The organism is Paraburkholderia fungorum (genome assembly GCF_046027605.1).
Taxonomy (GTDB): Bacteria; Pseudomonadota; Gammaproteobacteria; order Burkholderiales; family Burkholderiaceae; genus Paraburkholderia; species Paraburkholderia fungorum_F.
In genome coordinates this window covers 705416-719657 of the sequence record NZ_JAQQEF010000001.1, presented here as the reverse complement: position 1 = coordinate 719657, position 14242 = coordinate 705416, and the positions used below count along the sequence as shown (strand labels likewise).

Below are 14242 nucleotides of genomic sequence, written 5' to 3'. Positions count from 1 at the left end.
AACGGCGCTCTCAGGCGCCGTTTTTTTATCCCGACCGTTTGTATGTCAGCCCTTGGTGAGCATCATGTACATCTGGATCACCATGTCGGGCGAAAACGTGAACGGCACCCAGCCGTGGCCGGTGTGGCGCATGACCAGCAGACGGTCGCCGTTCGACTGTTTCTGCACGGCCATGACAGGATTTTTGGTCGACACGAAGCGCCAGCCCGGCGAGATGCCCGGCGGCGGTTCCGGGGTCATCGAGGCCCGCGCGTTCGCCAATTCCTCGATCAGTTGGCCGATCTGCTCAGCACGCAGCGCGACCGTCTGGCCGCCGATCGTCATCGTGATCTCGTTTTGCGCAGGGCGGTTGATTTCGAGCGTGGGCTGCGATTGGGCGGCCGGTTCCTCGCTGCTGGGTGCAGGTGCTGACGCCGCCGCTTCTACCGCGGTTGTGGCTGCCGCTGGTTCAGGCGCAAGGTCTTCTGCTTTCGATTGGGACGAGACGTGATTTGCCGCCGGCGCTCCCTGCGCTGCCGCCTCTGCGTGTGTCTCGGGGATGTTTTCGGCCTGCGGGGCCACGACAGCCTGGATGAGCTGATCGACGCCCACTTCCAGCGCGCCGAGCTGTTCGTGAAGATTCATGCGAGGTTTCTCTGGTAAGACCCGCGATTTTACCTGCTACGCGCGGGCTTTTACCTGCCGCAAACACGGTGACGTTGTAACAAAGTGCGTGCAGGTCGCGTCGGGTTGGGCGGCTAGGGCTGTGCGGTCCCACCCACGCGGCTCGATTTACGCGCGGCCGCCCGATTGACATGCTCGCGTCAGGGCTTCAAATACCCGGCTTGCCGGAACCAGTCGAGCGCGTCGCTCAAGCCCTCGCGATAGGGCCGCGCGCGATAGCCTAGCTCGCGCTCCGCTTTCGCCGATGTGAAGTACATCTTGTTCTTCGACATCCTCAACGCGTCGACAGTGAGGAATGGTTCGCGCTTCGTGAACTTCGCAACCGCTTCGGCGCCAATGGCCAGCGGGTAAAGCGGCCCACGCGGCAAACTCAGCGTGGGTGCCTTGCGGCCGGTCAGCGCGGCGATATCCGCGAGCATTTGCTGCAGCGGCAGATTTTCGCCGCCGAGAATGTAGCGTTCACCGATCTTGCCGCGTTCGAGCGCGAGAAAATGCCCGGCGGCCACATCGTCCACATGCACGAGGTTCAGCCCCGTATCCACGAACGCGGGAATCTTGCCGAGCGCCGCCTCGACGATGATGCGGCCGGTCGGCGTCGGCTTGACGTCGCGTGGGCCGATAGGTGTGGACGGATTGACGATCACGGCAGGCAGGCCGTCCTCGGCGATCATCCGCTCCACCGCGCGCTCGGCCAGCACCTTGCTGCGCTTGTACACGCCGATCGCCTGGTCGGCTTTGAGCGGCGAGGTTTCATCGGCGGACTGGCCGGAACTGGTGACCTTCAGCGTGGCCACGCTGCTCGTGTAGACGATACGTTCGACCCCTTCCTTCAACGCCGCGCGCATGGTCGCCTCGGTGCCTTCGAGATTCGAGCGCTCGATTTCGCTCGGGTCCGGCGCCCACAGCCGATAGTCGGCGGCCACGTGCAGCAGATAGCGCACGCCGCGCAGCGCGTTGCGCATCGACGCTTCGTCGCGCATATCGCCCACGACGATTTCCGCGTCCAGCGCTTCGACGTTTTTGCGCGGACTGGTGGCGCGCACCAGCACGCGCACTTTGAAACCCTTCTGTTGCGCGATGCGCGCCACCGACGAGCCGACGAAGCCGGATGCGCCGGTCACGAGCACGAGATCGCGATTCTGTTCGGTCATTCTGATTGATTCCCTGCGTGACAGTCGACGGATTGTACGTGGCGCGCGTGCCGCGTGCCGCGCAGGGTGCTTCGAGCGCGTGGGCGAGCTCGGACGAGCTCATGCGCCGCCGAGCAATCTTGCCGCGACGCGACTAGAATGCCGGCTTGAAAGAATTTTGCGTTGAGAGGACGGCATGGCTCCGGATCTGGATCTACGGATCGAAACATACTACGTACGCGTGCGTGGCACGGTGCAGGGCGTGGGCTTTCGCCACGCTACGGTACGCCAGGCGCACGCGCTCGGTATCAAGGGATGGGTGGCGAATCTCGACGACGGTTCCGTCGAAGCCATGTTGCAGGGCTCGGCCAACCAGGTCGACCGGATGCTGTCGTGGCTGCGTCACGGGCCGCCGGCGGCGCGCGTGACCGAAGTGGCCGGCGAAGAGCGCGCGACCGAAAAGCGCTTCGAGCGTTTCGAGCAACACTGAGCGCGGGGACTTCGTGCAGGGCAAGACAAAGGCGGCGCGCCATCACATCGATAGCGCGCCGTTTTGTCGTTGGTGTGTCTCGCGTATCCGGCTTGCGGCCCGATAAGGCAAACCGCGTACCGCTTAGCGCTTTAGCGCGCCACCAGCAGGCTCTCCGCGAAGCCCCATTGATCCTCGATCCACTGATGGCTGCACACAAAGCCGGCGTCGTCGGCGATTGCGGGCATCTCGTCCGCACGATATTTGTGGCTGCTCTCGGTCCAGATCGTTTCGCCTGCCTTGAGCGAGACCGTCAACTGCGCGGCGCCCACGCGCGCGGTGAGATCGCGCTTCGCACGCAGATGCATTTCGATGCTGCGCGCGTCCGGATTGAAGCGGGCGATGTGCTCGAACGCATCGAGCGGAAAGTCGCCGTCGAGCTCGCGATTGATGCGCGCCAGCAAATTCAGATTGAACGCTGCCGTGACGCCGATCGAATCGTCGTAGGCGGCCACGAGCACCGGGGTCGGCTTGATCAGGTCCGTGCCGAGCAACAGTGCATCGCCGGGCGCGATCATATTGCGGATATCGCGCAGAAACCGCGTCGCAGCGAGTCTGCCGAAATTACCGATCGTACTGCCAAGAAACAGTACAAGGAGCCGCTCGTCCGACGCGCGGTTCTTGCTTACTTCGGCCAGTCCGGCGAGGTAATCGCGTTCATAACCGACGATCGAAATCCGCTCGATGTCGCCGAGTTCGCGTCTGCACAACTGCAACGCGCTGCGCGAAATTTCAATCGGACAGTAAGAAGTAGGGCGCTTTTTACACAGCGCTTCCAGAATGCGCCGCGTTTTGCGGCCGCTGCCGCTGCCCAGTTCGGCGACGGTCACGTCATGCGGCAGATGCGCGACGATGTCCGCCGCGTGCTTTGTCAGCAGACGTTCCTCGGCGCGTGTCACGCCGTATTCGGGCAGCACGGTGATCACTTCGAACAGCGCGGAGCCGACTTCGTCATACAGATACTTCGAGGGCAGTTCTTTCTGAGGCGTGTGTGTGAGTCCGGCGCGTACGTCGGCGGCGAAGGTGGCGCGCAGTAGATCGGGCGATGCGTCGTGCGAGAGGGCTGGCTGGGTCATGCTGGCTCCAGTAGTCACATTCGATGAGCAGGATTGCTGGCCGGGTGGCGGCAGGCGCACTGAAGCGCAGGTGATGCATGCCGCGGGAAGGAAAGGCGGGCCCGGTCCGCGTGGACTGCCTTGCCGGCCCGGCTGATTGAGATTGCCGATGACGCTTGCAAATGACGCTGCAATGGCGGTTGCGACGGATGTCCAGGATGTCCTGAATGACGTTGCAAACGGTGTCGCCAGACTTCGTAGCAAGATTCGCGCTTGAGCATCTGTGCGGGGAGTGGCGGGCGTTGCTGCAGCGGCTTTGCCCGTCGCGCGTGAAGTTATGTTCTAGTGCATCGGCGCGCGATGCGCACGGAATAAATTGCTGCTTGCTAACAAACCAGCGACGAACCGGCGACGCTCCATCAGGCACGTTTGCTCCGGAACCCGTCTAGAATGCCCGCTTGCATCGCCTGTCGAAGATAAAAAACGCAGCGCTTGATCTACGCTGCCTGCTTGTGAGACTTCACTTCCAATGACAACAACTCGAGGCGCGCAGCCGCATGTTGCGCCGCACACACTTGCTTCCGCGTCAGTATCAGTATCGGCTCACACGCCTGCGCCGCATGCCAAAACGATTGCGTCACGGGCCGCGTAATGAATCAGTATGACCCAAAGCGCGGCATCGCGTTGTCCGTCGGCGCGTCGGCGATGTTCGCATTACTGTCCGCTTACGCCAAGCTGCTTGCGCCGTTGAGCGGGCTCGACATTTTCGCGTGGCGGGTCGTGTGGACCGTGCCGGGCGCACTCCTGCTGATCCTGTTGCGCAAACGCCTGCCGATTCTGCGGCAACTTCTTTACCGCATGGTGACGCAACCGAAGCTCGGTGTGGCGATGATTGTCAGCGCGGCATTGCTTGGCGTGCAACTGTGGGTGTTTCTCTGGGCACCGCTGCATGGACGCATGCTTGAAGTCTCGCTCGGCTATTTTCTGCTGCCGCTGGTGATGGTGCTGGTGGGACGCTTTTACTATCACGAGCGCCTCGATGGTCTGCAGTGGCTAGCCGTTATCTGCGCTGCGTTGGGCGTCGCGCATGAACTGTGGATGACAGGTGCGTTTTCATGGCCGACCTTGCTCGTCGCGCTTGGTTATCCGCCGTACTTCGTGCTGCGGCGCAAGATCAACCAGGACTCTCTGGCGATGCTCACGGTGGAAATGGCGCTGCTGCTGCTGCCGGCGGCCGTGTTTATCGTCATCGGCGGTTCGCTGACGGTGATTGGCGACCGTGTCGACATGTGGTGTTTGCTGTTGCCGGGACTCGGCGCGCTCAGCACCGTTGCGCTGGCTTCGTATCTGAAGGCGAGCCGTTTATTGCCGATCGCGTTGTTCGGCATTCTCGGCTATGTCGAACCGGTGTTGCTGGTGTTTGTGTCGATCACGTTGCTTGGTGAGGTGCTGAGCGCGGCGCAGTTAGCCACGTATATTCCTATCTGGATTGCGGTCTCGCTGACGGCGTTGCATGGCGTGCGGCTCGTTCGGCTCGCGGCGCGTTGAGCCGTGGTGGCCGAGACACGGCGGCCAGTTGAGTTGAGACGGTTGATTGAGTTGGGGATGGCGGTAGAGTCAAGATTGATTGCGTCGGGATGGCGGGTTGAGTTGAGCGTAGGACACGCGAATCCTGCGCCCCTGTTGGTTCACCGATGCGCCGCCGCGCTGTCCGCATTGATCCGCGTCGCGCCGACTTGTGCCTCGATCGCCTCACGCAGCGCGGGCCGCCAGCCAAAACCAAACAACGCCTCGGCGAGGACGAACAGCGGCCCGATCAGCAGACCGATCACATCGTCGACAAAGGCCGGCTTGCGATGTTCGTATGCCACGTGGCCAATGAACTGAAAGACCCAGCCGATCACAAAGAGGCCAAGACCCGAGCCGAGCCAGGTGAGCGTGGCTTGCGCGGCCAGCCATTGTCCACATGCGACGCACAGCACCGACACCACGGCCATCATCACACCGAGCGGCACGTCGAGCACGAGGTAGTAGAGGGTCGCCGCGGCGAACAGCACCCACGCGGGCGATAAGGTCAACGGCAAGCCAGCCACGCTGAAAGCGGGCCGGCTCGATAACACGGCCAGCGCCAGCACGATCATCGGAATGCCGATGAAATGCGTGGCGATATTGCGCCGGTCGCGATGATAGGCCGCGTATTGCGTAAGCTGTTGCGTCAGCGTTCTCATGGATGCCGCTCCTCCGTCAAAGTCAGCATAATCGCGGGCAGCGGAATTTGAAACCATCGGGTAGCCGACAATCCGACACGGATGCCGTCCTATGAGTGCGAGTTTTTCATCGAATGAGCTTGGCGCGTTGCTGGAGCGCAGCGCGTGGTTTCGCTCGGCGCCCGCTGCCATGCAGGCGCAGCTGATCGAAGCGGGGCGTGTCGAACGTCTCGCGGCCGGTGAACGGCTCTTCACGCGCGGCGATTCCGACGACGGCCTCTATTGCGTGCTCGACGGTCTCGTGAGAATCGGCGCGGCGAGTTCGACCGGCAAGGAAGCGTTGCTCGCGATCATCGAGCCCGTGAACTGGTTCGGCGAGATCGCGCTGTTCGATAACCGCCCGCGAACCCATGATGCGTGTGCCGAACGCGATTCCGAGCTGTTTCATGTGCCGCGCGCCGCGCTTGCCGCGCTGCTCGAACGCACGCCCGAGTATTGGCATGCGTTCGGTTTGCTGCTGACGCAGAAGTTGCGCCTCGCTTTCGATGCCATCGAGGAGGCCGCTTTGCTTCCCGCCGCGCAGCGCGTGGCGCGCCGCTTGTTGTTGATGGCGGGCGGGTACGGCGAACCCGGTGCATTGCGGCGTGTACTCAAAGTGCCGCAGGAGGATCTGGCAATGATGCTGGCGTTGTCGCGGCAAACGATCAATCAGGTGCTCAAGCAGTTCGAAGCGCAGGGCGCGTTGAAGCTGGGCTATGCGGAAATAGAAATCGCCGACGCGCAAAAGCTCAGTGCACTAGCCGATCTGAATCCGGCGGCGGATTGATCGAACTGAATGCCCAGCAAGCCACGAAAAAGATGCAAGTATGTCCGATTCGCGTGCCGCGCGATGCGACATCTTTATAAGCATTTTACGGCGCAGCCCTGTTTCTTTGGCGATTCGCTACACCAAGCCCGGTAAGGTCGAGACACCCCCGGTCAGGAAGCGAACATATGCATGGAAATAGCGCTCTGGATGGTGTGCAATCACAACGAAACCTTCGCCTGAAAGTCAGCCTGAAGGCGATGCTGACAGCGATCGCCTTCTCGCTGTCCGTGGCATCGCAAGCCGCTGAGGCACAGTCGGCATTGGCCGTACAAACGCCGATTGCCGCGAGCGACGCAACGTCTGACAGTGGCTTGCCGGCGCTCAGTGATATCACCGCCTTATTGCGCGCACAGTTTCGCGTTACGCCGACGGAATCGATGAAGATCGCACGCGCGGTGCTGATCGAAGCAGACCGCCACGCCATCTCGCCGATCTTGTTACTTGCCGTGATGTCGGTCGAGTCGAGCTTCGATCGCTACGCGGTCAGCATTGCCGGCGCACGAGGACTCATGCAGATCTTGCCTGCCGCGCATCCGCAATTGATTGCGGGCACCGACTTGTCCGATCCGGCAATCAATGTGCGAATCGGCTCGACCATTTTGCGCGACTACCTCGATGAGAGCGGCGGCGATCTCGACGCCGCGCTGCTTCGGTACAGCGGCGGCGGCCGCGGTTACGCGCGGCGTGTCGTGCTGCGGATGCAGCGGCTGGACGCAAGCTTGCGCCACGAATGATCAACTGATTCGTGGCGCAAGCTTGTTCCGCTTCTTCCTTGCGTTAGTTCATCGCTCCAGCAAACTCGGCGCGCAGGTCCTGCAATCTGTCGCGCGCGGTGCTCAGGCGATCGACGAGCTGTGCCGACGCGCGCGTGATCGGCATACGCGTTTCGTCGGTCATCGAATGATCGAACGCCAGCATCGCCTTGATCGCGGACGGGTTGGGCGCGGCGAACAGCAAACGCAGTACGGGTAGCAAACTGGCGAACAGATTGCGTGCGTCCATGTCGTGTGCGTGCCGGATCAGTTCCTGTACCGCGACCAGCAGATCCGCGCAGACATGTGCGCTTGCCAGAATGCCGCCCGTGCCGCCGTGGTTCAGGCAGTCGTCGAGGGCTTCGTCGGTGCCGCACAGCACGTTGACCGGCAGGCCGCGCAGCTTCTCGAAGTGTTCCTTCACGCATTCCTTGATCGCGACGACGTTGTTGTGGTGTTCGACCAGGCGCGCGACCGTGTCCGGCTCAATGGTTACGCCGATCCGATGCGGCACGTTGTACAAAACGATAGGCCGCTCGGTGGCGAGCGCGGCCTGTTCGAAATGCCACTGCACGCCGGCCTGATCCGGACATACGTACGACGGAGGCGAGACCAGATAACCCGCGCAGTCCCAGCGTTCATAGCGCTGGATATCCTGCAGGACGTCGCGCGTATTCGAGCCGCCGACGCCGATCAGCATCGGCAGGCGGGAGCCGATCACATCGGTCAGCGCCTGCAATACGGTGAGACGCTCGGATTCCTGTAATAAAGCGGCTTCGCCCGTTGTGCTCAAGGCGACAAAACCGCTGATCTCCGTGCGCAGATAGTAGTCCGCGAGGCGCTGTAACGCCTCGACGTCGACTTCGCCATTGCGCAACGGCGTGACGATGGGCAACCAGATGCCTGAGAACATGATTAGCGCGCCTTTGCGACGGCTTGGCGGCGCTTCAGAGGTCCGATAAGTGCTGCGGGGAGTGTCGAGATGAGGGTATGCAGTGTGAAATCGAGGTCGTCGAGCGCGATGTCGAGTTGCACGCGCACTTCCTCACGATCGGCTTCCGTGCTGACGACATACACGCCGAGCGGAGAATGAAGCAGTGTGCGTAACTGGGTGCCTGGAAGATCGTGGGGCGGGTGGGGCAAGACGACCTGCAGGCGGGCGCGGGCCGCGGGGAAGGGAATGACGTTGTTGCGTTGGACCGGCGGCGCGCTGAGCGGCTGCGTTTCGAAACTGTCGATTGATTGCGTGAGAGCCATTTGATGCGGCGTTCGGTGACGCCATGGTTGATCAAGACACTTCGAGATTAGACGCCTACGGGTAAACGCAGTGCAAAAATTGTGGTGTCTGCTGAAAAAATCATGCGGACTAGACGGCTCGTTCGAATTGATCGCCGGCGCCGTGCGGGCAAATGAACTTTGCGCGGGCTTCGACCAGGTGCGTACGGCGCCGCCCATAAAAAAAGGCGAGTCGTGAGACTCGCCCTCCCTGAACGGCAGTTCGGCTTCGATTAACTACGCATGCGCGGCCGGTGTTTGCCGAGAACCGATCACGTGTTATTGCGTTTTCGTCGTGTCGGTCTTTGCGCCGTCGGCTTTTACCGGGGCATTGCTGGCCTCTTTCGCGCTCTCCGTTTTGGTCTTGCCTGCGCTTGCTTCGACAGCGGTCTTTTTAGTGGCTTTGTGCATCTTCGCCGTGTGAGCGGCGGACGTCTTTTTCACATGCGCCTTCGCGGTGGCCTTGGTCGGCGCTTTTGTCGTTGCCGCGTTGTTGTCCGCGGCGCCGGTTTGCACGGCGGTGCTCGCTTTCAGATTCGCTTGACCGGCGGGTTGCGTTTGCGCCGGTTGCACGGCCGTCGGCGCTGCGGTTTGTGCGAAAGCGGTCGACACGACGAGAGCGGAAGCGAGAGCAGCGAAAAGCGTCTTCATGGTGTAACTCCTGGTTTGACCGGTTATTTCTTGTGTCGCGGCTGAAATGTTTCAGCGCTGCCGGTTTAACGTTGGCCGGAAGACAACAGTTGACGATGCTCTGGTGACAAAACGTAACGGCGGATACATATTGGACTTCTGAATAACTCGAGAGCGACGGCAAGATGATGTGCGGCGGCGTCAGCAGTGTTGAACCGCTGACGCGTTGCGTTGCGATGTTGGCTCGCCCGCCCGAATACCTCTGATGAAGCTATTGAAACGGATTCTGCACGACGCCGGGCTTCGCGTCCGGCTCGTCCTTCAGCTTCGCCGGCAAATTGGTTTGCGCCTGCAATGCGGCCACCACCGCATCGATCGCTTCCTTCAGTGCCAGCGCCGCCTTCAGTCCGCGCTGATCCTGAGTCAGTTCCAGCGTTCCGTTCAGCACCACGCGCGTGGTGCCATTGCTGACGATGAGTGCATCGCCCTGGATGTTGAGCACGTCGTCATCGTTCGAATAGGGTTTAAACACCTTTTAGTCCTCCCGGTCGCTGATCTTTGAGGTTCTCCGGAATACCCGGAAAACGGATACCCGAGGCCGCCTCGAGTTCGTGAATCGTCCTGATGTCATAGCGGTTGGTCGAGACGTTGTCCACCATGACCGCAAACGCCATCTGCCGGGACGGCACATAGACCACCTTGAACAATTGCGTCGGCACGAAGACGCGCGTCGGTCCGATGGTCTGCAACTGCTGGCCGCTGAAGATCGGTCCGGTGACGACATAGGTATCGTCGTACGACATCGCGATCCGGCGCACTGACGTTTCGATGCGCGCCCACAAGCGCTGATTGTTCTCGCGATTCTGTGGCACGACGTTCGCCAGCGAAAACGATTGTGCCATCGCTTCCTGATTCCAGCGATTGCCCGCCGGGCTCATATGCCCGCGATCGAAGCCGCTGCGTTTATAGTCGGCGAGCGTTGCGCCTTCGCCGTCGGGCAAACGCGCATCTTCGAAGAATTTGTTGGTGCGCACCATGTCTTTGGCGGCTTCGATATGGTCACGCGTCAGATGCTCGGCGGACCACAACGGACCGTGCGTGACACCCGAATGCAGCACCGCGAAATCGCTATAGCAAAGCATGCGCGCTTTCGGTGCCATCTTCTGATTGGTCAGAACCGGCCATTGCGCGTTCGGGGTGAACTGGGTGCAGGAAGGCGCCGCGTTTGCGTGAGCGGCAACAGCGAACAACAGACAGGCAAGCCACTTCTTCATGTGTCAGTCAGTCGAGGGATCGGGGGCGCAAGTATAGCGTCGCGAGCGCGCATCGAGCGAGGCGCACGCAGGAAAACACGGGCAAAAGAAAGTGGATTTTGTGCGGTGTGCGGTGATGAAATGATGCGAGCGCAGGAAGCGCACGGCGCACGGAAAGAAATCAAAAAAACGCCACACAAAAAAAACGGGCCGCTTTGCAGCGACCCTAATGCGTGGAATTCGAACTCTACGCATGCAAACTTAAGGCCGGCTTAAATGCGCAACGCAAAATGTGGAGAGCGTGTGATGACGATCAAACGCACGACCGTGCGACTGATGAGTAAAAACTTCACCGGCGAAAAAAGTGCAGGAACCTAATTGCCGAATACGCTGTTCTCGGCGCGCACATTCTGGCGGTCGACGGCTTGCAAGCGCCAGAAGCCACTGGCCGGTGCGCGCGTGGGCAAGGCGGTCCACGCTGCGGCGCCTTGCGCCGCGCTGACGCGTTGTTTCCGATCGACGTGCAAGCCGCGTAGTGTGCAGAGCGGCGCATCAGTGCTCGGCGCACAGAGCGTCGTCACACCATTGTCATCGCGCAACTCGCCCCATGGGGGGAGATCGATCCCTTGATGCGCTTCTCTCGACCACCTGTGTTCTTCGGTGTCGAGCCATAGCACAGCGTAATCGTGGCTGACGGTGGGATCGGAACCGTTGATAAGGATGGTTAGGCGCATGGGAGTTCCGTACAAATTGCGAAGTCTCGATCTACCAGTCTAGGCTGCAACGCGTGTTATGCAAGGCAAAAGGTATGACGATCGGGCACGAAAAAAACTAACGCACCGTGAATACGGCGTTACGATAGCCGCGTCTATCAGACCTTCGCGGAGGCGCGCCATGCTGCGTCGATTTCTGCAACTCACGATGCTGGCGGGATGCCTCGGCGCAGCCACGCTGAGTGCCGCGGCAGACAACGTCACCTTCGCCACGCCCAAACCGATCGTCTATGTGTCCGACTTCGATCTCGATGTGGCCAACGTGACGCCCGACAGTGGACCCGGCCAACGCGCGCGCCGTCTGCGCGGTTTGCTGCCGAGTGGTCCAGGACCGTTGGGGCACGATTCGAATCCGCAGGACCACGCCAGGGACATCGTCAACGAAATGGCGGAGGCGCTGACGGCGGATCTGCAAAAAGGCGGCGTCGATGCGCGCCGCAGCGCGCCGGGGCAACCGCTGGCGGCAACGGGCTGGCAAGTGCGCGGTGTGTTTCTGAGTGTCGACGACGGCAATCGTCTAAGGCGTGCCATGGTGGGTTTCGGCACGGGCCAGAACGATATTCAGGTGGCGGTGTCGTGCGACAGCCTAGGCGCGGCGGATTTGCCGCCGCTGTATCAGGCGGTTGAAGAGGCGGACAGCAAGCCTAAGCCGGGCGCGGCGATCAAACTCAATCCGTATGTAATCGCGGCCAAGTTCGTCATGGCGAGCGGCGACGAAAAAAAGACGATCAAGAAAACCGCTCAGGAGATTTCGGATTCGGTGCTTGCGAAGCTGCACGGGGTGACGCCGTGATTCTGCTTCGTGCGGGGTGATATGCCTGCGGTGCCAGCGCAGGCATACACATACACACACGCCGCCGCAAACATCCGGCAAAGCGAACCGTTCAAGCCAGATCCAACGTACCCGTCAAATCGCCGAGCGGCGCCAACCCATTCTGCGCGAACGCCCGATCGCGCGCCACCACGCCATCCAGCGGTGTCAAGCCGTGCACGCGGCTGATCAAGCGAAGAATCGAATTCGTGTCATACACCGTATGATCGACGTACCCTTTCTTCGCCAACGGCGAAATCACCAAGGCCGGAATCCGCGACCCTGGTCCCCAGCGATCACCCTTTGGCGGCGAGACCGGATCCCACCAGCCACCGTTTTCGTCCACGGTCACGACCACGACGGTGTTGGCCCATTGCGGGCTGCGCTGAATATGCTCGATCACCTTCGCGATGTGCCGGTCGCCGGATGCGACGTCCGCATACCCCGCGTGCATATTCAGATCGCCTTGCGGCTTGTAGAACGCGACGGCGGGCAAACGCCCCGCATCGATATCGGCAATCAGCCGATTGGTCGATGCGTCGTCACCCAGGCCCGCGTCGCGCAGATACTTGCGCCGCGCCGCGGTGCCGGGCGCGTAGTTGGTGAAGTAGTTGAACGGTTGATGGTGGTATTGGAAGTCGGGCACCGCGCCCGTGTCCAGATGCTCCAACGCGTATTGCCACGCGCCGCTGTACCACGCCCAGTCGACACCCTTGTCCGTTAGACGGTCGCCGATCGTCGCGTAATTTTGCGGCGGCAGCACACGCGGATTCGACAGGTCGGCGAACGCCGGATTGCCGCCTTCGGCCGGGCGCACATTACTTGGCTGATACGGCGGCGCCATTGTGTTGACGGCGTAGCCGTCGGCGGTAAACGCGCCGTCGTTGACGAATTTCGGCGGACCACCGAGCGCGGACGCCGGCGAGTCGGTCGCCTGCTTCAGGCGCGTGCCGGTCAGATCGTCTCCTTCGACGACCGAGACCATCTTCTTCGCCGGACTGTTCTGGATGTCGGGATAGAACGGCGCTTGCGCCGAGATCAGGAAGATGTGGTTCAGCCAGGAACCGCCGAAGGCCGCCATGAAGAAGTTGTCGCACAGCGTGTATTGCTGCGCGAGACTCCACAGACGCAGCGAATCGGCGGAATTCCGGTAATGCCCCATCACGAGGCCGCCGGAATCGCCCCATGCGGCGAACTGGTTGTTGCGCCCGGCGTTGATCTGCATCTGGTTCTGATAGAACCGATGCACGAGATCGCGCGTGATCACGCCGTTCGGCAGCGGCGCGCCTTGCGCGTCGGTGATATGGAACGGCCCGTTACGCAGGTTGCCGATATCTTTCTCACCGATCATGTAGCGCTTGCCGTCCACCTCCTGCGCTTGCGGCACGAGGCCGCCCCAGATTGCCGGCAGGCGCGGCAACGGCGTCTTGCCGTCGCGATCGAGTTGCAGATAACGCTCGGCGCTCACCGCATCGAGTGGATGCTGGACGCCGGGAAAGTTGCCGTACAGGTTCGCGAAGCTGCGGTTCTCGGCGTAGATCACCACGATGTGCTTGACCTGGTCGTGTAGCGCGGCGTCGAGCCGCAGGTCGGCGGCGCTGCGCGGCACCATGTCGCCTGCGGCACTCTGCTCGGTTTTGCAACCGGCCAGTGCGATTCCGAGGCCCACCGCCGCAAGTCCGGTCAGGACGCGGCGGCGCTCGGGGTCTTCGGGGGCATTGTCGGAGTTTGGCGGCAGGGCGGAGTCGTTGTCTGTCATCGGTAGGTTTCGAAGTTAGCGTGACGGGCAGTCTGGTTGCCGCTCGGGGCGGCGAGTGCGCGGCACCGGGTTCAGATACGAAGTGACCAGCAAGCCTGGCGAAGCTAAGGTAAGCGTCGCTTCACGCGCCAGCTGTTGTGCGTTGCGTCAACGGCAAGCAGAAGCCAATGCCTGGCGTCGACGGGATGGCGGCGCTGTGTTGCGTAACCGTCGACGGTTAATTCGAGTTCGTCGAACGTGCGCCGATGGCAGGTGGCGTGCGCGCCGGAGCCGTCCGCGAATTCGACGACCGCCGCCACGGCGTGAGCCGGCTCGGGGAGGTCTGCGATATGCACTGCGCAGCCCGGATAAAGATGCGAGTCGGCAACCTGGATCTGGATGGATTCGGACATGGGTGTGGTCTCCGGACGCCTGGCGGTGGCCAAAGCACGGCAATGAGACCTTGCGCGATGGACCGGATCAAAGAATAGCACCGCGCGGAACGGAAATGACAGCTGCGTGCTCCGCGTTCGCGGGATAAAAATGCGAGCAGAGTTG

The 14242-nt window shown here is 61.7% G+C and carries 17 protein-coding genes; 5 read left to right on the top strand and 12 right to left on the bottom strand.

Annotated elements, in window-relative coordinates:
- Nucleotides 1-45 precede the first annotated feature (45 nt).
- Nucleotides 46-624 carry a hypothetical protein gene (locus tag PQR53_RS03110; RefSeq protein WP_408451086.1) on the bottom strand — a complete coding sequence of 193 codons (579 nt, stop codon included), beginning with the start codon at nucleotides 622-624 and terminating at the stop codon, nucleotides 46-48.
- Between the two features lie 179 nt (nucleotides 625-803).
- A complete protein-coding gene (gene hpnA, locus PQR53_RS03105) occupies nucleotides 804-1814 on the bottom strand; it encodes a hopanoid-associated sugar epimerase (RefSeq protein WP_408451085.1) in 1011 nt (336 codons plus the stop codon).
- A gap of 175 nt (nucleotides 1815-1989) precedes the next feature.
- Here hpnA and PQR53_RS03100 point away from each other — a divergent pair, with 175 nt between their 5' ends.
- Nucleotides 1990-2283 carry an acylphosphatase gene (locus tag PQR53_RS03100; protein ID WP_179739934.1) on the top strand — a complete coding sequence of 98 codons (294 nt, stop codon included), beginning with the start codon at nucleotides 1990-1992 and terminating at the stop codon, nucleotides 2281-2283.
- 131 nt (nucleotides 2284-2414) lie between these two features.
- On the opposite strand, the gene egtD is transcribed toward PQR53_RS03100, so the two are convergent.
- On the bottom strand, nucleotides 2415-3398 hold the full coding sequence (gene egtD, locus PQR53_RS03095; RefSeq protein WP_408451084.1) for an L-histidine N(alpha)-methyltransferase: 984 nt from the start codon (nucleotides 3396-3398) through the stop codon (nucleotides 2415-2417).
- Between the two features lie 630 nt (nucleotides 3399-4028).
- On the opposite strand from egtD, the gene rarD reads away from it, so the two are divergent.
- Nucleotides 4029-4925, top strand: a complete 897-nt coding sequence (gene rarD / locus PQR53_RS03090; RefSeq protein ID WP_408451083.1) for an EamA family transporter RarD — start codon at nucleotides 4029-4031, stop codon at nucleotides 4923-4925.
- Nucleotides 4926-5065: 140 nt separating this feature from the next.
- Here the strand turns inward: rarD and PQR53_RS03085 are convergent, their stop codons facing one another.
- Nucleotides 5066-5605, bottom strand: coding sequence for an Mpo1 family 2-hydroxy fatty acid dioxygenase (locus PQR53_RS03085; protein WP_408451082.1), 540 nt, complete (start codon nucleotides 5603-5605; stop codon nucleotides 5066-5068).
- Between the two features lie 91 nt (nucleotides 5606-5696).
- Between PQR53_RS03085 and PQR53_RS03080 the strand changes: the two genes are divergently transcribed.
- Together PQR53_RS03080 and PQR53_RS03075 are read left to right on the top strand one after the other, a co-directional pair.
- The gene (locus PQR53_RS03080; RefSeq protein WP_408451081.1) at nucleotides 5697-6410 is read left to right on the top strand and encodes a Crp/Fnr family transcriptional regulator; all 714 of its coding nucleotides are present in this window, start codon (nucleotides 5697-5699) and stop codon (nucleotides 6408-6410) included.
- A 194-nt stretch (nucleotides 6411-6604) separates the two neighbouring features.
- A complete protein-coding gene (locus PQR53_RS03075; protein WP_408451080.1) occupies nucleotides 6605-7186 on the top strand; it encodes a lytic transglycosylase domain-containing protein in 582 nt (193 codons plus the stop codon).
- Between the two features lie 43 nt (nucleotides 7187-7229).
- On the opposite strand, the gene PQR53_RS03070 is transcribed toward PQR53_RS03075, so the two are convergent.
- The 6 genes from PQR53_RS03070 to PQR53_RS03045 all read right to left on the bottom strand — a co-directional run bounded on the left by PQR53_RS03070 (nucleotide 7230) and on the right by PQR53_RS03045 (nucleotide 11096).
- Nucleotides 7230-8117, bottom strand: a complete 888-nt coding sequence (locus PQR53_RS03070; RefSeq protein ID WP_408451079.1) for a 4-hydroxy-tetrahydrodipicolinate synthase family protein — start codon at nucleotides 8115-8117, stop codon at nucleotides 7230-7232.
- A 2-nt stretch (nucleotides 8118-8119) separates the two neighbouring features.
- On the bottom strand, nucleotides 8120-8461 hold the full coding sequence (locus PQR53_RS03065) for a hypothetical protein (RefSeq protein WP_408340071.1): 342 nt from the start codon (nucleotides 8459-8461) through the stop codon (nucleotides 8120-8122).
- Nucleotides 8462-8758: 297 nt separating this feature from the next.
- The gene (locus tag PQR53_RS03060) at nucleotides 8759-9130 is read right to left on the bottom strand and encodes a hypothetical protein (RefSeq protein WP_408451078.1); all 372 of its coding nucleotides are present in this window, start codon (nucleotides 9128-9130) and stop codon (nucleotides 8759-8761) included.
- Between the two features lie 250 nt (nucleotides 9131-9380).
- Nucleotides 9381-9641, bottom strand: a complete 261-nt coding sequence (locus tag PQR53_RS03055; RefSeq protein ID WP_408451077.1) for a hypothetical protein — start codon at nucleotides 9639-9641, stop codon at nucleotides 9381-9383.
- Complete coding sequence (locus PQR53_RS03050) at nucleotides 9634-10383, bottom strand: DNA/RNA non-specific endonuclease (protein WP_408451076.1); 750 nt, start codon at nucleotides 10381-10383, stop codon at nucleotides 9634-9636. Before PQR53_RS03050 ends, PQR53_RS03055 begins: the two co-directional genes overlap by 8 nt.
- Before the next feature lie 353 nt (nucleotides 10384-10736).
- Nucleotides 10737-11096, bottom strand: coding sequence for a DUF3564 domain-containing protein (locus PQR53_RS03045; protein WP_323045811.1), 360 nt, complete (start codon nucleotides 11094-11096; stop codon nucleotides 10737-10739).
- Between the two features lie 160 nt (nucleotides 11097-11256).
- Between PQR53_RS03045 and PQR53_RS03040 the strand changes: the two genes are divergently transcribed.
- Nucleotides 11257-11928 carry a DUF4410 domain-containing protein gene (locus PQR53_RS03040; RefSeq protein WP_408451075.1) on the top strand — a complete coding sequence of 224 codons (672 nt, stop codon included), beginning with the start codon at nucleotides 11257-11259 and terminating at the stop codon, nucleotides 11926-11928.
- Between the two features lie 91 nt (nucleotides 11929-12019).
- Here the strand turns inward: PQR53_RS03040 and PQR53_RS03035 are convergent, their stop codons facing one another.
- Together PQR53_RS03035 and PQR53_RS03030 are read right to left on the bottom strand one after the other, a co-directional pair.
- Entirely contained in the window at nucleotides 12020-13705 is a 1686-nt protein-coding gene (locus tag PQR53_RS03035; RefSeq protein ID WP_408451074.1) for an acid phosphatase, read from the bottom strand.
- A gap of 104 nt (nucleotides 13706-13809) precedes the next feature.
- Entirely contained in the window at nucleotides 13810-14097 is a 288-nt protein-coding gene (locus PQR53_RS03030; protein WP_408451073.1) for a hypothetical protein, read from the bottom strand.
- Nucleotides 14098-14242: the final 145 nt, after the last annotated feature.